The organism is Solicola agrisoli, from assembly GCF_049059935.1.
GTDB lineage: Bacteria > Actinomycetota > Actinomycetes > Propionibacteriales > Nocardioidaceae > JAURVT01.
This window is the reverse complement of record NZ_JBMGQR010000084.1, coordinates 1-16783: the sequence shown is the minus strand read 5'-3', so window position 1 is coordinate 16783 and position 16783 is coordinate 1. Positions and strand designations below refer to the sequence as shown.

Sequence of the window (16783 nt, the reverse complement as noted above, 5' to 3'; positions counted from 1 at the left end):
CGACATCGTCGTGACGAGCGCCAGTCCGATCATCAGCGCCGACGCCGTGGCCGCGGTGCGGCGCGGGTTGCGCTGGGCGTTCTGGGTGGCCAGGACGCCGACGGTGCCGGCGGACCGTCGGAACACCACCCCGAGCGCCGAGACGACGGGTCGACCGATCACCGGCGCGCCGAGCGCGGCGGCAAGCAGGACGCCGAGGATGCCCAGGCCGACGAGCGTCGCGCCGCTGCTGCCCGAGCCCGCGAGGCCCAACGCCATCAGGCCCGCGCCGGCGAGCGCGAGGACCACCGCGAACACCATCCGCAGACGGATGGACGACTCGGGCATGGCGACGTCGTCGCGCATCGCGGCGACGGGCGGCACGCGGCTGGCGCGCCGGGCGGGGACGACGGCGGCGACCATCGTCACCAGGATGCCGACGGCGTAGGCCACCACGGCCGTTCGCGGCTCGAACACCAGCGCGGTGCCTGACAGGTCGAGCCCGAACTGCCCGAAGATCACGCGGAGCAGCGCCGCGAGCCCGAAGCCGAGCAGCAGGCCCACCGTCGAGCCGATGAGTCCGACGACGAAGGCCTCGACGAGCACCGAGCCCACCACCTGGCGGCGCGACGCCCCCATCGCCCTCAGCAGCGCGAGCTCGCGGCTGCGCTGGGCGACCAGGATCGAGAAGGTGTTGACGATCAGGAAGGTGCCGACCACCAGCGCGATGCCGGCGAAGATCAGCAGGAAGGTGCCGAGGAACCCCAGCGCGGTGTCGATGAACGACTGCGTCTCGTCGGCGAGCTCGGCGCCCGTCACCGCTTGGAGGTCGTCGGCGAGCTCGGGACGGACCTCCGCGGCGAGCTGCTTCTGGGTGACGCCGTCGCGACCCGTCACGGCGATCGAGTCGTAGGCGTCGGCGCCGCCGAGGAAGATCTGCTGCGCGGTGGCGGTGTCGAACAGGACGAGCGTCGCGCCGGCCAGGCCGCCTCCGGCGAAGTCGGCGACGCCGACCAGCGTCGCGGAGATGCGCGGCGTGCTCCCCGCGGTGACCATCTCGACGGTGTCGCCGAGCCGGAACCCGGAGCTCTCGACCGTGCGGGCGTCGAGCACCACCTCGTCGGCACCGGCCGGCTCGCGTCCGCGTCCGATCGTGACGGTCGGCTCGCCCGTGGTGGACGGGGCGTCGTTGTAGTTGAAGGCCAGCGTGGGGGCGCCCTGACCGCCGATCAGCTTGCCGTCGGGGTCGAGCACGAACAGGCCCTGCCCCTCGACGTTGCCGTCGGCGCGGGCGACGTCGGGCAGCGACGCGAGCCGCTGCACCAGGGACGCGGGGATGGTCCGGTCGTCGGCGACGAGGTTGCCGCCGTCCTGCGCGCCGTCGAGCCTCACGGTGAGGTCGGGGATCGTGCCCTCGACGATCGAGTCGAAGCTCTTGCTGATCGTGTCGGTGAAGACGAACGACCCGGCCACGAACGCGACGCCGAGGACGATCGCGGTGGCCGACAGGAGCAGCCGCACCTTGCGCGCCAGCAGGTTGGCCCAGGTGACGCGGCGCATCAGGGCTCCCGGGTCGCGTCGCCGGCCGCGTGGCCGCTGCGGATCTGGATCGCGGCCATCTTCTCGAGCACGGTCTCGGCGGTGGGCTCGCGCAGCTCGTCGACGACCTCGCCGTCGGCCAGGAACACCACCCGGTCGGTGTAGGACGCGGCGACGGGGTCGTGCGTGACCATGACGACGGTCTGGTCGAAGTCGCGGACGCTGCGCTGCAGGAAGCCCAGCACCTCGGCGCCGGAGGTGGAGTCGAGGTTGCCCGTGGGCTCGTCGGCGAACACCACCGACGGACGGCTGACCAGCGCGCGGGCGCACGCGACGCGCTGCTGCTGGCCGCCTGACATCTCGCTGGGACGGTGCGTCAGCCGGTCGCGCAGGCCGACGGTGTCGACGACCGTGTCGAACCAGCCGGCGTCGGGCCGGCGGCCGGCGATGGACAGCGGCAGCAGGATGTTCTCCTGCGCGGTGAGCGTGGGCACCAGGTTGAACGACTGGAACACGAACCCGATGCGGTCGCGGCGCAGCAGCGTCAGGGCCTTGTCCTTGAGCGTCGCGAGGTCGACGTCGCCGATGACGACCGACCCGGACGTGGGCGAGTCGAGCGCCGCCAGGCAGTGCATCAGGGTGGACTTGCCGGAGCCCGACGGCCCCATCACCGCGGTGAACTCCCGGGCGTAGAGGTCGAGGCTGACGCCGGCGAGCGCGTCGACCGCGGCGTCGCCCTTGCCGTAGGACTTGCGCAGGTCGACGGCGCGGGCCGCGACGGTGCGGGTGGACGGGCTCTCGGCGGCCAGGTGCGTCATCGGTCTCCCCCTCGGACGGTGATCGTCACGCTAGTGCCAGCCGGGGACACCGGTGCTCCGGAGCGTCCCTGGTCGCACCCTGGCCGGACCCTCAGGCCAGCCGGTAGAAGCGGAACAGCGAGAAGTCGGCCACGGGCAGCACGTCGCAGGAGTCGAACCCGGCGTCGCGGGCGTACGCGGCGAGCGTGGCCGGACGCATCACCGTGCCCGTCGCGACCGACGGGGACGACGACCGGCCGTCGGGCAGGCACGTGAACAGGCTGAAGCCGTACATCAGGCGGTCGACCTCGTCGGCGGGCGCGGTGAACCGGTCGGCGACGGCCTCGTCCATGACCACCACCACGCCGTCGGGGCGCACGGCACGACGGACCGCGGCCAGCACCTCGACCGGGCGCGGGAGGTCGTGCACGCACTCGAAGGCGAACGCGGCGTCGAGACGGTCGGCGGCACCGAGGTCCTCGGCCGAGGCGGGACAAATCTCGACGCGGTCCTCCAGGCCCGCCTCCGCGACGGTCCGCCGCGCCAGCTCGACGGTGGCGGCGTCGACGTCCCACCCCTCCACCCGTGCGGACGGGTAGGCGCGGGCGAGCGCGGCGGTGGAGTGGCCGGCACCGCAGCCGACGTCGGCGACCACCGCGCCGGGGCGGGCGAGTACCGCGTCTACCTCGGGCAGGGAGCCGAGCGCGTCGGCGAGCCGGTGCTCGAACCAGGGACGGTTCAGCTGCGCCTGCGCCTGGTAGGCGTCGTCGCCGAACTCGGCCCAGCCGACACCGGTGCCGGTGCGGTACGCCTCGAGCAGGGCCGGGAGCTGCTTGGCCGCGGCGGCGACCAGGCGCGGCAGGCCCCCGAGGAAGGCGAGGCTCCGCTCGTCGGTGAGCACCTCCCGCGGGCCCGGCGGCAGCATGTAGACGCGCTCGTCGACGGGCGCGAGGTCGTCGGTCGACAGCACGCCGTACGCGGCCTGCATCTCGAGCCACTCGCGGACGTACCGCTCGTCGGTCCCGCTGCGTCGTGCGACCTCGGCCGCGGTCGCGGGCCCGTCCGCGAGCGCCCGCCACCACCCGGCACGGTCGCCGACGTAGGCGCCCAGCACCTCGTAGGCACCGAGCGCGGAGGCGAGCAGCCGCTCGGCGTAGACGTCCGCGCTCACGTCGGCGGGCTCGATCTGGTGTCGTGACGTGGTCATGTCCGGTCTCCCTGTCCCTCCTGTCCACCGTGGCACCACCGGACGCGGCGGTCGTCGTCTCAACGGACGATCCTGAGCACCCGCGCGTCACGGGCCGGGGGCGGGGTGAACGCGTGGCGCGGGACGGCGAGGCCGGGCTCGAGCCGGACGCGACGGGCGTGCCGCGCCCGCGGGGGACGGGCCGCCAGCTGCGCGACGACGGGGCGTGGCAGGACGAGGTCGGCGCTGCGCAGCAGGTCCGACCCGAGCAGCGCGCGCACCAGCGACGTGGCCAGCGCGTGCGGCGGGTTGGCGACGACGCGGAACGGACGGCGCGGGAGGCGGAGGTCGGCGAGGTCGACGGCGAGCACGCGCACGTCGTCGGACGCGAACCTCTCGCGCAGCGCGGCGACGCGTCGAGGGTGCAGCTCGACGGCCAGCACCCGCGCGCCCGCGGCGACGAGCGGCGCGGTCAGGGCGCCGTCCCCGGCCCCGAGGTCGAGCACCAGGTCGCCCGGCCGGACCGGCGACGCCGCGACGACGCGTGCGGCCCAGTCAGGCCGGAGCGGGTGCCATCCCCACCGGCGCGGCTGCCCGCGTCCCTGTCGCACGGGCACGGCGGACCATCACCATCGTCATGACCGTGACGGTAGGGGCGCCTCCGGGGCGGCGTCGACGGGTTTTCCGGTCACCGCTCGGCAGCGGCGCGGACGTCGAACCGTGCGGTCCGGGTGCCGTTGGTGACCTGGAGCTCCACCGGGTCGCCGCGTCGGACGGTCGCCGCGACCACCGACCTCGATCCCGCGTTCCGGCCGGGCGTGAAGAGGATCAGGTCGACCGACCTCGATCCCGGCACCAGTGCGGCCCTCACCGTCTGGTCGTCGGTCTCGGCCACCGCGCCGCGGAACTCCACCAGCACGATCTCCCAGCCGTCCGGCGGTCTGCCCGTCTCGAGGTCGGCGCCCCCGCCCGGGTTCAGCCCGGCCAGCAGTGCCGTCTTGGTCGTCAGCTCGTCGATGAAGGCGACCGAGGTGACGTCGACGCCGATGGACGGCACCGCCACGCTCTGGTCGGCGGTCGGCACGTCCACCGGGCGGGCCTCGTCGGAGATGAAGCGCGACTCGAAGGGCTGCTGGTCCGGGTCCTGCTGCGACCAGTCCTCGCCCAGGTCCACCGAGGACGAGCAGGCCGCGAGGACCAGCGCCAGCACCGCACCCGCCACGGCCGCGACCCCGCGGCGTCGACCCACACCCCCTCGCCCGTCGCGCACGGGGTCCAGTCTCGCCCGGACGGGGGTCACCGGTGCGCCGAGGGCGACCCCCGGCCGTGCGGACGTGGGCGGCGCCGGGTAGGAACGAGGGAGGTTGAGACAGGCAACGACCCCCGTCGTCAGGAGTGAGCGCACGTGAGCAGCCGGCTGGAGACCGTCAGCCAGAGGACCGGGACGTGGTTCCCGGTGGTCGTCGTCGCCGCGGGGGCGGTGGCCGTCGCGGCACCGACCCCGTTCACCGCCCTCGAGCCCGCCGTGCCCTGGCTGCTCGCGCTGATCATGCTCGGCATGGGCATGACGCTGCGCACCGAGGACTTCGTGTTCGTGGTCAGGCGGCCCGTCGCGCTCGTCATCGGCGTGGTGGCCCACTACGCGATCATGCCGCTGCTCGGGCTCGGCCTGGCGCTGGCGTTCCAGCTGCCGCCCGCGCTCGCGGCGGGCGTCGTGCTGGTCGGGGCGGCACCGAGCGGCACCGCCTCCAACGTGATGGTGTTCCTGGCCCGGGGCGACACCGCGCTGGCCGTCTCGATCGCGACCTTCTCGACGGTGCTCGCGCCGATCCTCACCCCGCTGCTGGTGCTGGGCCTGGCCGGCCGGTTCCTGCCCGTCGACACCGGCGGGCTGTTCGTGTCGATCCTGCAGATCGTGCTGGTGCCCGTCGCGCTCGGCGTGCTGCTGCGACGGTTCGCGCCGCGGGCCGTCGACCGCGCCGTCGGGGTCCTGCCCCTGGTGTCGGTCACCGGGATCACGCTGGTGGTGCTGGCGGTCGTCGCCGGCAGCGCGAGCACGCTGCTCACCAGCGGCTTCACCGTCGTCGTCGTGGTGGTGCTGCACAACGTGCTCGGCTTCGGCCTCGGCTACGGGGCGGCCCGCGCGGCGGGTCTCGACGAGCCGGCGCGGCGGGCGGTCAGCATGGAGGTCGGCATGCAGAACTCCGGCCTGGCGGCAGGCCTGGCCGCCGGGCAGTTCGGTCCGGCCGCGGCGCTGCCCGCCGCGATCTTCTCGGTCTGGCACAACGTGTCGGGCTCGCTGCTCGCCGGCTGGTGGTCGCGGCACCCGTCCGTCCCGGCCGAGCGCGTCGACGCGTGACGCAGGTCGAGGAGCTGGCCTACGACGTCGAGGTCGTCGGGCTGCTCGCGTCGAGGCGCCACCGCTACGAGGGACGCCCGTCCGACGGCCCCGCGCCCGCCGAGGACGGCGAGGTGCGCGAGCGCGTCGAGGTGCGGGCGGGGCTCGGCATCGTGGGCGACCGGTACTTCGGACGCCGCGCCCACGCGCACGCCGCCGTCACGCTGGTCGACGAGGCGGCGGTGGTCTCGGCGGCGCGGCGCATCGGCGTCGTCGGGCCCGTCGACCCGCTGGTGACGCGGCGCAACGTGGTGCTGCGCGGGATCGAGGTCGACCGGCTCGTGGGCAGCGAGGTCGTGCTCGACTGCGGCGAGGGCGAGGTGCGGCTGGCCGTCCGACGCCCGGCGCGTCCGTGCGGCTGGATGGACCAGGCCCTCGGCCCCGGCGGCCACCGGGCGCTGCGCGGGCACGGCGGCGTCCGGTGCGAGCCGCTGAGCGACGGGGTCCTGCGCCTGGGGCCCGCCGTCCTGCGCACGCGCGTCGACCTCGCGACGCTCCCGCTCTGACGAACCACGGCGAACGGTCGCGGACCACGGCGACCTTGCCGTGGTCCGCGACCGTTCACCAGGAGCACCTGGTGAACGGTCGACGCCTCAGGTCAGGCGGGTGACCTGCACCTCGGCCGCCATGTCCGAGGTCACCGAGCCGGAGAAGATGCCGCGGAGGGGGGCGATGTCGTCGTAGGACCGGCCGCGGCCGACCACGACGTGGCGGTCGCCGGGGACGACGTCGTTGGTGGGGTCGAAGCCCACCCAGTCGCCGTCGAACCACTCGATCCACGCGTGCGACTCGCCCGCCACGGTCTCGCCGACCTCGGGGTCCTCGCGCGGGTGCAGGTAGCCCGACACGTACCGCGCCGGGACGCCGGCGGCGCGCAGGCCGCCGAGCACCAGGTGCGCGATGTCCTGGCAGACGCCGGTGCGCGACTCCCACGCGTCGGCCGCGGTGGTCTCGACGAGCGTCGCGCCGGTGACGTAGGTGATCTCGGAGTGCACGAACCCGCACAGGTCGCGCGCGAACACGCTCGGGCTCCCCGCGGCCGCGGCGATCTCGCGGGTCCTGGCCGCCAGCGAGTCCGGCGGGACGACCCGCGGCCCGAGGTCGAGCATCTCGACGTGGCGGTCGACGAGCACCGGGTCGCGCAGGTCGGCCCACGACAGGCCCGCCGGCTCGACCGGACGGCGCCCGACGTCGACGGTGGACGTCGAGGTGACCGTGAGGTCCTGGTGCAGCTCGTGCACCTCGAACGCGGTGACCTGGGTGCCCCAGTAGTCGCTGTAGGTGTAGGTCCACGGGTTCGGGGTGACGTCGAGACGGCTGTGCAGCACGTACTGCTCGGGCAGCGTCAGCGGCGTCATCCGCGCCTCGTTGTAGGACGCGTTGACGCCGTCGACGTAGGTGAACCCGGTGCGGTGGGCGATTCTCATCTGCATCAGCGCGCGCCTCCCAGCCAGCTCATGGGTGTCTCGGTGGAGAAGTACCGGTGCGTGATCGCGTCGGTGGCGTTGGAGCAGCTGCGCTGCAGGCGCTCCATCTCCACCGGCAGGTCGAACACGACGTCGGCGAGCGGGCGGTACTCCAGCTCGGCGCGCGCTCGGCCCAGCAGTCGCAGCGACTCGTCGTCGAAGCCGGCGCGGCTGCCGCCGTTGCTCGCGAGGTTCTCCAGGCTGCGCTCGGCCCGCGTCAGCGCGTAGACCACCGACCGCGGGAACAGCCGGTCGAGGAGCAGGAACTCGGCGGCGTCGCGGTCGGCCTCGAGCCCGCGGTACGTGCGCAGGAACGCCTCGTAGGCGCCGGCGGCGCGCAGCGTGGTGGGCCAGGCGACCTTGGGGCCGTCCGACAGCGCCGCGGTGGACAGCAGGCGGGCCGTCATGTCGACCCGCTCGATGCTGCGGCCGAGGATCAGGAACTGCCAGCCCTCGTCGCGGCTCATCGTGGAGTCGGCGATGCCCGCGATGACCGACGAGCGCTCGCGCACCCAGGCGAACAACGCGGGCGGACGCATGGTGCGCACGCGTCCGCTGCCGATCGCCCGCCACGTGGTGTTGATGGCCTCCCACATGTCGGTCGAGAGGGTCTCGCGGGCGCGGCGGGCGCTCTCGCGGGCCGCGGCGAGCGAGGCGACCATCGACGTGGGGGAGTCGGGGTCGGTGGCCAGCACGCGCATGATCGCGCGACGGTTGGCCGTGCCCTCGTAGTCCTCGACTCCCATGACCGACAGCAGCTGCGTGCACGACGCGGTCTCGTCGATGCCCGGGTCCTCGACCAGCAGCTGGGTCTGGACGTCGAGGATGCGCGACGTGTCGTCGGCACGCTCGACGTAGCGACCGATCCAGAACAGCGACTCGGCGATGCGGCTCAGCACGTCGCGTCCTCCTCGGTGGTGCTCTGCTGCTGCTGTTGCTGCTGCTCGGCGGGCTCCTCGACGGAGTCGTGCGCGGGGCCGTGGTCGGGCGGCAGGCCCTCGACCACCCCGTGGTGGCCCAGCTCGGGCTCCTCCGGCGCGGCGGCCTCGGCCGGGTCGGCCATCACCCAGGTGTCCTTGGACCCGCCGCCGCGGCTGGAGTTGACGATCAGCTCGCCCTCGGGGAGCGCGACGCGCGTCAGGCCGCCGGGGAGCACCCACACGCGCTCGCCGTCGTTGACCGCGAACGGCCGCAGGTCGACGTGGCGCGGACGGATCCCGTCCTCGACCAGGGTGGGCACCGTCGACAGCGAGATGACGGGCTGGGCGATCCAGGCACGCGGGTCGCGCAGGATCGCGGCGCGCAGGGTGTCGAGCTCGCCCTGCGTCGCGGCCGGGCCGATGACGATGCCCTTGCCGCCCGAGCCGTCGACCGGCTTGAGCACCAGCTCGTCGAGGCGGTCGAGCACCTCCTCGCGGGCCTCGGGCTCGGCCATCCGCCACGTGTCGACGTTCTTCAGCACCGGCTCCTCCGAGAGGTAGTACCGGATCAGGTCGGGCACGTAGGTGTAGAGCAGCTTGTCGTCGGCGACGCCGTTGCCGACCGCGTTGGCGATCGAGACGTTGCCGGCGCGCGCGGCGTTGATCAGGCCGGGGACGCCGAGCATCGAGTCGGCGCGGAAGTGCACCGGGTCGAGGAAGTCGTCGTCGAGGCGGCGGTAGATGACGTGCACCGGCTCCAGGCCGCGGGTGGTGCGCATGTGCACCCGGCCGCCGCGGCAGACGAGGTCGCGTCCCTCGACCAGCTCGATGCCCATGGTGCGCGCGAGCAGGGCGTGCTCGAAGTAGGCGGAGTTGTAGACGCCGGGGGTGAGCACGACGACCGTCGGGTCGGCGACGCCCGCGGGGGCGGCGGCGCGCAGGGCGCCGAGCAGCTGGCGCGAGTACGACGAGACCGGCCGGATGCGGTGGTCGGCGAACACCTCGGGCAGGGCGGCCGACATCGCGCGGCGGTTCGTCATCACGTAGGAGACGCCGGACGGCACGCGCGCGTTGTCCTCGAGGACGCGGAACTCGCCGTCGCCGTCGCGGATCAGGTCGATGCCCGAGACGTGGATGCGCACGCCGTTGGGCGGCGTGATGCCGGCGACGACGCGGTGGAAGTGCTCGGAGCTGGTGACCACCTGGCGCGGCACGACGCCGTCGTTGAACACCTCACCGGCGCCGTAGACGTCGTCGAGGAACTTCTCGAGCGCGTTGACGCGCTGCCGCACGCCGACGTCGACGGTGCGCCACGCGTCGGCCTCGATCAGCCGCGGGACGATGTCGAGCGGGAACGGACGCTCCTCGCCCTCGACGCCGAACGTGACGCCCTGGTCGAGGTAGGACGAGGCGAGGGAGTCGGCCCGCGCCTGGACCTCGGTGGCGTCCATCTCCGAGAACGCCGTGTGCACGGCGGAGTAGTTGTCGCGGACGTCCTCGGCCGCGAACATCTCGTCGAAGGTGCTGGTGTCGAGCTGGTCGAGGTACGAACCGAAGAGGTCGTCGCGGGGGGCCTGGCTCACCCGCATCACCCTAGGGGCCGTCCGACGACTCCACGACCCGGCGCCCGTGGCCCCCGTCACCGCTCGTCCGATTCGTCCGTCGGGGGACCCCGGCCGACGTAGGATCTGCGGGACCCGCGCGGACGCACGGGACGATGCGGCGGGGGAGGCCAGGTGCAGACGACGAGACGCCGTCTCGGGCTCCCCGCGCTCGCGGCCGTCGCCGTGGTCCTGGTGCTGCTGGCCGTCGACGCCGTGTCCTCCGGTCTCGCCCGCGGGCCGACGCCCCCGACCCCGTCGTCTCGGTGTCGCGGCTCGCGCAGGACGTCGCCCGCACCGCCTCCGAGGCCACCGACGTCAGCCGCGGCTGCTCGGTGCCGGCGGCGCTGCCGCTCGGACGGACGAGCGTGGTGCCGCTCGTCGTCGACGGGCAGCCGCGGTCGTTCCGCCTGCACGTGCCGTCCAGCTACTCGCCCGACGTGCCCACGCCGCTGCTCGTCGCGTTCCACGGACGACACCGCAGCGGCGCGCTCCTCGAGGCCGACACCGGCCTGTCCGGGCTGCCCGTGCTCGTCGCCTACCCCGAGGGCGTCGTCAACCAGGTGGGCCGGCTCGACTGGCAGATCGGCCCCCAGGCGCGTCCCGGCGTCGACGACGTCGCGATGACGCGGGCCCTGATCGACCGCGTCCAGCGCGGCTTCTGCGTCGACCGCGACCGCGTCTACGCGCTCGGCCACTCCAACGGTGGTGGCATGGCCGTGACCGCCACGTGCGCGATGCCCGACCGGATCGCCGCCGTCGTCGCGATCTCCGGCGCCTTCTACGACCGCGCGGCCGGCTGCGTCGGCAAGCCGATCTCGCTGCTCGAGCTGCACGGCACCGGCGACCGCGTCATCCCCTACCTCGGTGGCCGCCTCCCCCCGGAGTTCGGCGACGTGCGGCTGCCCCGCATCTCGCGGTGGATCCGCAACCAGGCGATCGTCAACGGCTGCGAGGGGCAGCCCCGCCAGGTCCGCCTCGGGCGCGGCGTGCGTCAGGTGACGTGGGCCGACTGCACCACCGGCCACCCGGTGTCGCTGGTGAAGATCGACGGCGGGCTGCACCGCGTGCCCACCACCCGGGTGCTCGGCGGCACGCCGCTGGCCGTCGTCGCGTGGCGCTTCCTGCGCACCCAGCGGCTCCCGTCCGACGCCCGCGACGCCGGGCCCGAGGTCACCACCGCCAGGACGTCCTGACGGGCGCGCGTCGGCAGGGGCACCTATCGTCCGGGGCATGCCTGCTCCTTCGGCCGACGCCGAGCTGCTCACCTGGTCCCGACGCGCGTGGGGGGCGCTGGAGTCGCTGCACGTGCTCGGCTACTTCGCCGACGACGTCCGCGAGTCGTACGTCGCGCTCGGCCTGCACCCGCGGCTGAGCTACTTCGCGGCACGGTCCGCGGCGTTCGGGCCGGTGGGTCCGCAGGTGCCGATCGCCACCTTCTACGTCTTCGCGCCCTGGCTGCACGAGAAGGCGCTGCCCGCGTCGTGGGACGTCGCCTCACCCGCGCGGGTGCAGCAGGCCCGCCGCGACGGCATGCAGGTGGTGCTCGACAAGGCGATCGGCACGCCCGACGTCTCCGAGCTGCTCGACCTCGCGCGCACCGTCTGCTCCGGGCTCACCACGCCCGGCCGTCCGCTGCACGCCGCGCACGCCGGGCTCGAGTGGCCCGACGACCCCCGCCTGGCCCTGTGGCACGCGGCCACCTTGATCCGCGAGCACCGCGGCGACGGCCATGTCGCGCTGCTGCTCCGCGCCGGCCTCGACCCGGTCGAGTCGCTCGTGCTCGGCGGGCTGTTCTCGGGCAACACCGACTTCGTCCGCTCCACGCGCGGCTGGTCCGACGAGGAGTGGACGGCCGCCGTCGACCGGCTGACCGGGCGCGGCCTGGTCGCCGGCGACGCGCTCACCGACGAGGGCCGCACCTTCCGTCAGGGCCTGGAGGACGAGACCGACCGCCTCGCCCTCGAGGGCTGGGCCCACCTCGGCCTGGACGGCACCCGTCGCGTCGCCGAGCTCGGCCGCCCGCTGCGCGACGCCGCGCTGTCGAGCGGCGTCCTGCCCGACTGGATCTCCTCACGCGGCTGACGTGCGGGGCCACCGGGGCTCGGGCAGGCTGGGCCGCGACCCGTGCACCCGACGAGAGGACGCCATGAGCGCCGCCGACCAGTTCCCGAACCCCTACGAGCTCCTGGCCCCGGTGCCGTCGTTCACCGTCACCAGCGACGACGTCACCGACGGCGCGCAGCTCGCCGAGCCGCAGCGCTCGGGCGCGATGGGCGTGCCCGGCGGCGAGGACCGCAGCCCGCAGCTCAGCTGGTCCGGCGCGCCCGAGGGCACGCAGAGCTACGCCGTCACGGTCTACGACCCCTGCGCCCCCACGGCGAGCGGCTTCTGGCACTGGGCCGTCACCGACCTGCCCGCCTCGGTCACCGAGCTGCCCGCCGGCGCCGGCGCCACGGACTTCGACCTCCCCGCGCCCGCCACGGCCCTCACCAACGACGCCGGGTTCGCTGGCTACGTCGGCGCCGCCCCGCCGCCCGGGCACGGCGACCACCGCTACTACGTCGTCGTGCACGCTGTCGACGTCCCGTCGCTCGACCTCCCCGACGGCGCCAGCCCCGCGTTCCTCGGCTTCAACCTCTCGTCGCACACCCTCGCCCGCGCGATCCTCGTGGGCACCTTCGGCCACTGACCCGACCCACCCAGCGATCCGCCGATCCCCGCGCGCCGATCCGTCGGTCCACGCGACGCGGATCGCCGGACTGGTAGCCGCGGATCGGCGGATCGCGGGGTGGGAAAAACGTGTGGCGGGTCGTGGTGGGGCCCGCCTACGGTGAGGACATGTCGATGCGCAGAGGTCTGTACGAGTCGGTCAGGTGCGACCAGCACCTGACGCACCCGAGCGACCTCTGACGCGCCGACGCACGTCCACACCAGAGCCGTCCCGGGACACCGGGGCGGCTCTCGCCGTCTCGTGGGTCCCGGCACGCCGACACGAGAAGGAACCATGGAGACCACCACGACCGGGACGTTCCCGGTCCCCCTGTCCGGAGCCCGCGCCGACACCTGGATGTGGGCGCGCGAGGACGAGATCGAGCCCGCCGCGCTCGAGCAGCTGCGCCACATCGCGTCCACCCCGTGGGTGCACGGGCTGCGCGTCATGCCCGACGTGCACCTCGGCAAGGGCGCGACCGTCGGGTCGGTGATCGCGATGCGCCGGGCCGTGTCGCCGGCGGCGGTGGGCGTCGACATCGGGTGCGGCATGGAGGGCGTGCGCACGTCGCTGCGCGCCGAGGACCTGCCGGACGACCTCGGTCCCCTGCGCGGGCGTCTCGAGGACACGATCCCGGTGGGGTTCCACGGTCACGCCGACCCGGTCGACGTCGCGCGTCTGGGCGTCGGGTCGGGGTGGGACGGGTTCTGGTCGACGTTCACCTCGCTCCACGACGGCGTGCAGTCGATGCGGGCCAAGGCGGTGTCGCAGATGGGCTCGCTCGGCGGGGGCAACCACTTCCTCGAGATCTGCCTGGACGACGACGGCGCCGTCTGGGTGATGCTGCACTCGGGCTCGCGCGGCATCGGCAACCAGCTCGCGCAGCGCCACATGGCGATCGCGCGGGACCTGCCGCACAACGCCGACCTGCCCGACCGCGACCTCGCGGTGTTCCTCGCCGGCACGCCGGAGATGGACGCCTACCGGCGCGACCTCACCTGGGCGCAGGACTACGCCGCGCGCTCGCGTGCGGTGATGCTCGGGCTGGTCACGCGGGAGGTGGCGGCGTGGTTCGGCGCGCGCGGCGCGGACGTCGCCTTCGACGAGCCGATCTCGTGCCACCACAACTACGTGGACACCGAGACGATCGACGGCGAGGAGATGCTCGTGACACGCAAGGGCGCGATCCGCGCCGGTCTCGGCGACCTCGGCCTGATCCCGGGGTCGATGGGCACCGGGTCGTACGTCGTGCGCGGGCTGGGCAACCCGGCGTCCTTCTGGTCCGCGTCCCACGGGGCGGGCCGCCGGATGTCGCGCAACCAGGCCCGCAAGCGGTTCACCGTCGACGACCTGGTGGCGCAGACGCGGGGCGTGGAGTCGCGCAAGGACGCGGGCGTCGTCGACGAGATCCCCGCGGCCTACAAGGACATCGACGCGGTGATCGCCGCCCAGCGTGACCTCGTCGAGGTCGTCGCCCACCTCAAGCAGGTCCTGTGCGTCAAGGGCTGAGGTGGGAGTCGATCAGGTGAACACCCCGTGTCCGCCCCGTCGTTGCAGGCGACGGCGGGGCGGACGCGGGTACGCTGACCATGCCGAGAGAGACGGACAGGCCGATGGACGCACACGTTCTCGTGCTCAACGCGAGCTACGAGCCCCTGCAGCGGGTGTCCCTGCGCCACGCGATCCGGATGCTCGTCCGGCAGGTGGCCGTCGTCGAGGAGGCCCACGCCGAGCAGATGTTCGGCGACTTCCCGCGGCCCAAGGTGCTGCGGCTCGTCCGCTACGTGGTGATGAAGTGGGTGCACCGGCGCAACCCGATCTGCACCAAGACCGCGGTCAAGGCCCGCGACGGCGCCTGCGCCTACTGCGGCGGGCAGGCCGAGACCGTCGACCACGTCGTCCCGCGCTCGCGCGGCGGCCTGCTCACCTGGGAGAACGCCGTCGCGGCGTGCGTACGGTGCAACCACCGCAAGGCCGACCGGACGCCCGCCGAGGCCGGCATGCGCCTGCGCGTCGTCCCCGGCCCGCCCCGCGGCATCCTCCTGCTCCGCTGACGCCCGCCGCCGCGACGCCCCCGTCCGCGATCCGATGGGTTGTCGGGGTTCTCGTCGCCGGGAACCCCGCGAACCCGTCGGATCGCGGACGGGAGGGACGTCAGACGGGCAGCATGTCCTGCTGACGGCGCAGGCGGGCCACCGCGACGGTGAGGACGACCGCCAGCAGGACGCCGGTGAGCGGCGGGATGCCCCAGCCGATCTCGCCGGTGGCCCAGGCCGCGAAGCCGGCGACGGCGTACACGCCGAGGTTCTCCCACCGCACGAGCGGCGGCGTGTAGGCGTCGCGCGTCGGGATGCCGCCGCGCCAGCGGGCGAGGAAGTCGCCGATGATGACGCCGCCCAGCGGCGGGATGAACGTGCCCAGCAGGCCGAGGTAGGTGATCAGGTGGTTCTGCACGCCCGCCAGCGCGAGGACGGTGCCGATCACCGTGCCGCCGATGACGAACGGCGTCTTGGTGGGCCGCTCGAACAGCTCGGCCCCCGCCACCCCGAACGCGTACGCGGTGTCGGCGTTGCTCGTCCACAGGTTGCCGAACAGGAGCACCAGGCCCCAGCCCACCAGGCCGAGGTTGTAGAGCACCAGGACGAAGTCGGCCTGCTGGAACGTCAGCGCCCCGACCGCGCCGAAGAAGATCATCAGCCCGTTGCCGAGGACGAACGCCGCGACGCACGCCCAGACCGCCTGCGTCCCGGTGCGGGCGAACCTCGTCCAGTTCGGCGCCTGGGTGCCGGCGGAGATGAAGGTGCCGACGACGGTGGTGATCGCGACCGACGTCGCCAGGGTCCCCGACGGCTCGATCGCCGCGAAGCCCGACCAGCCGCCCACCTCGTCCAGGGAGCGCGAGAGCACCCAGAACGCGAGCACCACGATGAGCGGGGTCGAGACCATCGACGCCAGCGCCATGCCGCGGAAGCCGTAGCAGGCCGTGGCGCACATCAGCGCGCTCGTGACGACCATGATCGTGGCGCGCGCGGCGAAGGAGTCCCAGCCGGTCGCGACGGCGGTGAGGTCGCCGATCGTCCCGATGGTGACGCCGTACCAGCCGATCTGGGTGCCGCCGAGCAGCAGCGACGCGAGCTTGGCGCCGCGCATGCCGAACCCGTAGCGCGCCATCACGACCGTGGTCAGACGCGTGCGCGACCCGACCCAGCCCATGACGGCCACGTAGGTGCCGAGGATGAGCGACCCCGCGGCGATGACGCCGAGCAGCCCGGCGACGGTGAAGTTCGGTGCGAGGGCCGCGCCGGCGAGCATCGTCGGGGTGAAGACGGTGAACCCGCACAGGACGAACAGCAGCGCGACGAGCGACTTGCGGGCGTGCGGCGGCACGGGGGTGACGGGGTAGTCCGGGTCGACGGGCGAGCCCGCGCCCAGCTCGGGGGACGTGCGCGGGTCGGCGGTCATCCCTCCTCCCCGATGTCCTCGAACCAGATGCCGGGACGCTCGGCGATCATCTGCTGCATCAGCGCCCGGCACTGCGGGTCGTCGAGCACGTCGACCTGCACGCCGTGCGAGCGGAGCAGCGTCTCGGAGGCCTCGAACGTGCGGTTCTCGCCCACGACGATGCGCGGGACGTCGTACAGCAGCGCCGTGCCCGCGCACATGAAGCACGGCGACAGGGTCGTGTAGAGCGTGCTCGCCCGGTAGACCGACGCGGGCAGGCGGCCCGCGTTGTCGATGCAGTCGGTCTCGCCGTGACGGATCGGGGAGCCGAGCTGGACGCGGCGGTTGCGACCGACGGCGAGCACCTCGCCGCGGTGCACCAGCGCGGCGCCGATCGGGACGCCGCCCTCGTCCCAGCCGATCCTGGCCTGCTCGAGCGCGAGGTCGAGGAAGACGCGGTCGTGGTCCTGCTCCGGTGGTGCCGAGGACGTGGTCATGGCTGCTCCTGGGTGGTCGCGACTGGTCGGGTGGCCGGCGTGGTGCCACCGAACCAGGGGCGACGGGCTGACGACAAGGGACACAGTGACCCACCACCGCCGTCATGTCGTTGACAGCCTGTCGCCGGGTGCCCAGACTGCGGCCATGCTGTTCACCCTGGCCGAGGTGCTGGCGACCCCCTCGTTCCGACGGGCGGGCGTGGAGGTGGTGCACGGGTCGCCCCGCACCACCAGCGTGCGGTGGGT

17 protein-coding genes are annotated in these 16783 nt (G+C 73.8%); 7 read left to right on the top strand and 10 right to left on the bottom strand.

Annotation, left to right across the window (positions count from 1 at the left end; genetic code table 11):
• The 5 genes from ACI6PP_RS20180 to ACI6PP_RS20160 all read right to left on the bottom strand — a co-directional run.
• Window positions 1–1539: ABC transporter permease (locus ACI6PP_RS20180; protein WP_421113449.1), on the bottom strand; the 1539-nt coding region annotated here is incomplete at its 3' end.
• Window positions 1539–2336 (bottom strand): ABC transporter ATP-binding protein, encoded by a 798-nt coding sequence (locus ACI6PP_RS20175; RefSeq protein ID WP_421113447.1) that lies wholly within the window; start codon window positions 2334–2336, stop codon window positions 1539–1541. The genes ACI6PP_RS20180 and ACI6PP_RS20175, both read right to left, overlap by 1 nt.
• Window positions 2337–2427: 91 nt before the next feature.
• The gene (locus ACI6PP_RS20170) at window positions 2428–3522 is read right to left on the bottom strand and encodes a class I SAM-dependent methyltransferase (RefSeq protein ID WP_421113445.1); all 1095 of its coding nucleotides are present in this window, start codon (window positions 3520–3522) and stop codon (window positions 2428–2430) included.
• Window positions 3523–3581: 59 nt separating this feature from the next.
• Window positions 3582–4112, bottom strand: coding sequence for an rRNA adenine N-6-methyltransferase family protein (locus ACI6PP_RS20165; RefSeq protein ID WP_421113453.1), 531 nt, complete (start codon window positions 4110–4112; stop codon window positions 3582–3584).
• 77 nt (window positions 4113–4189) lie between these two features.
• A complete protein-coding gene (locus ACI6PP_RS20160; protein ID WP_421113443.1) occupies window positions 4190–4771 on the bottom strand; it encodes a hypothetical protein in 582 nt (193 codons plus the stop codon).
• A 135-nt stretch (window positions 4772–4906) separates the two neighbouring features.
• On the opposite strand from ACI6PP_RS20160, the gene ACI6PP_RS20155 reads away from it, so the two are divergent.
• Entirely contained in the window at window positions 4907–5860 is a 954-nt protein-coding gene (locus tag ACI6PP_RS20155; protein ID WP_421113442.1) for a bile acid:sodium symporter family protein, read from the top strand.
• The gene (locus ACI6PP_RS20150) at window positions 5857–6405 is read left to right on the top strand and encodes an MOSC domain-containing protein (protein ID WP_421113440.1); all 549 of its coding nucleotides are present in this window, start codon (window positions 5857–5859) and stop codon (window positions 6403–6405) included. The genes ACI6PP_RS20155 and ACI6PP_RS20150 overlap by 4 nt, the downstream gene beginning before the upstream one ends.
• An 87-nt stretch (window positions 6406–6492) precedes the next feature.
• Here the strand turns inward: ACI6PP_RS20150 and ACI6PP_RS20145 are convergent, their stop codons facing one another.
• The 3 genes from ACI6PP_RS20145 to ACI6PP_RS20135 are packed head-to-tail and all read right to left on the bottom strand — an operon-like array spanning window position 6493 to window position 9868.
• Window positions 6493–7326 carry a transglutaminase family protein gene (locus ACI6PP_RS20145; RefSeq protein WP_421113438.1) on the bottom strand — a complete coding sequence of 278 codons (834 nt, stop codon included), beginning with the start codon at window positions 7324–7326 and terminating at the stop codon, window positions 6493–6495.
• Between the two features lie 5 nt (window positions 7327–7331).
• Window positions 7332–8264, bottom strand: a complete 933-nt coding sequence (locus ACI6PP_RS20140; RefSeq protein ID WP_421113436.1) for an alpha-E domain-containing protein — start codon at window positions 8262–8264, stop codon at window positions 7332–7334.
• Window positions 8258–9868 carry a circularly permuted type 2 ATP-grasp protein gene (locus tag ACI6PP_RS20135; RefSeq protein WP_476712946.1) on the bottom strand — a complete coding sequence of 537 codons (1611 nt, stop codon included), beginning with the start codon at window positions 9866–9868 and terminating at the stop codon, window positions 8258–8260. Before ACI6PP_RS20135 ends, ACI6PP_RS20140 begins: the two co-directional genes overlap by 7 nt.
• Before the next feature lie 284 nt (window positions 9869–10152).
• On the opposite strand from ACI6PP_RS20135, the gene ACI6PP_RS20130 reads away from it, so the two are divergent.
• The 5 genes from ACI6PP_RS20130 (at window position 10153) to ACI6PP_RS20110 (ending at window position 14653) form a co-directional block, all read left to right on the top strand.
• The gene (locus ACI6PP_RS20130; protein ID WP_421113435.1) at window positions 10153–11082 is read left to right on the top strand and encodes a CE1 family esterase; all 930 of its coding nucleotides are present in this window, start codon (window positions 10153–10155) and stop codon (window positions 11080–11082) included.
• Window positions 11083–11119: 37 nt separating this feature from the next.
• Window positions 11120–11971, top strand: a complete 852-nt coding sequence (locus ACI6PP_RS20125; RefSeq protein WP_421113434.1) for an SCO6745 family protein — start codon at window positions 11120–11122, stop codon at window positions 11969–11971.
• A gap of 64 nt (window positions 11972–12035) precedes the next feature.
• On the top strand, window positions 12036–12578 hold the full coding sequence (locus ACI6PP_RS20120) for a YbhB/YbcL family Raf kinase inhibitor-like protein (protein ID WP_421113433.1): 543 nt from the start codon (window positions 12036–12038) through the stop codon (window positions 12576–12578).
• A gap of 315 nt (window positions 12579–12893) precedes the next feature.
• Window positions 12894–14108, top strand: coding sequence for an RtcB family protein (locus tag ACI6PP_RS20115; protein WP_421113432.1), 1215 nt, complete (start codon window positions 12894–12896; stop codon window positions 14106–14108).
• Window positions 14109–14212: 104 nt separating this feature from the next.
• Entirely contained in the window at window positions 14213–14653 is a 441-nt protein-coding gene (locus ACI6PP_RS20110) for an HNH endonuclease (RefSeq protein ID WP_421113431.1), read from the top strand.
• A gap of 100 nt (window positions 14654–14753) precedes the next feature.
• On the opposite strand, the gene codB is transcribed toward ACI6PP_RS20110, so the two are convergent.
• A complete protein-coding gene (gene codB / locus ACI6PP_RS20105) occupies window positions 14754–16061 on the bottom strand; it encodes a cytosine permease (protein WP_421113429.1) in 1308 nt (435 codons plus the stop codon).
• A complete protein-coding gene (locus ACI6PP_RS20100; RefSeq protein WP_421113428.1) occupies window positions 16058–16537 on the bottom strand; it encodes a nucleoside deaminase in 480 nt (159 codons plus the stop codon). The genes codB and ACI6PP_RS20100 overlap by 4 nt, the downstream gene beginning before the upstream one ends.
• Window positions 16538–16783: the final 246 nt, after the last annotated feature.

Bases quoted from the DNA above. Each gene is read 5' to 3' on its own strand.
- ACI6PP_RS20120 (WP_421113433.1), top strand. From the start codon at position 12,036: ATGAGCGCCGCCGACCAGTTCCCGAACCCCTACGAGCTCCTGGCCCCG.
- codB (WP_421113429.1), bottom strand. From the start codon at position 16,061: ATGACCGCCGACCCGCGCACGTCCCCCGAGCTGGGCGCGGGCTCGCCC.
- ACI6PP_RS20100 (WP_421113428.1), bottom strand. From the start codon at position 16,537: ATGACCACGTCCTCGGCACCACCGGAGCAGGACCACGACCGCGTCTTC.
- ACI6PP_RS20110 (WP_421113431.1), top strand. From the start codon at position 14,213: ATGGACGCACACGTTCTCGTGCTCAACGCGAGCTACGAGCCCCTGCAG.
- ACI6PP_RS20115 (WP_421113432.1), top strand. From the start codon at position 12,894: ATGGAGACCACCACGACCGGGACGTTCCCGGTCCCCCTGTCCGGAGCC.
- ACI6PP_RS20175 (WP_421113447.1), bottom strand. From the start codon at position 2,336: ATGACGCACCTGGCCGCCGAGAGCCCGTCCACCCGCACCGTCGCGGCC.
- ACI6PP_RS20170 (WP_421113445.1), bottom strand. From the start codon at position 3,522: ATGACCACGTCACGACACCAGATCGAGCCCGCCGACGTGAGCGCGGAC.
- ACI6PP_RS20125 (WP_421113434.1), top strand. From the start codon at position 11,120: ATGCCTGCTCCTTCGGCCGACGCCGAGCTGCTCACCTGGTCCCGACGC.
- ACI6PP_RS20145 (WP_421113438.1), bottom strand. From the start codon at position 7,326: ATGAGAATCGCCCACCGCACCGGGTTCACCTACGTCGACGGCGTCAAC.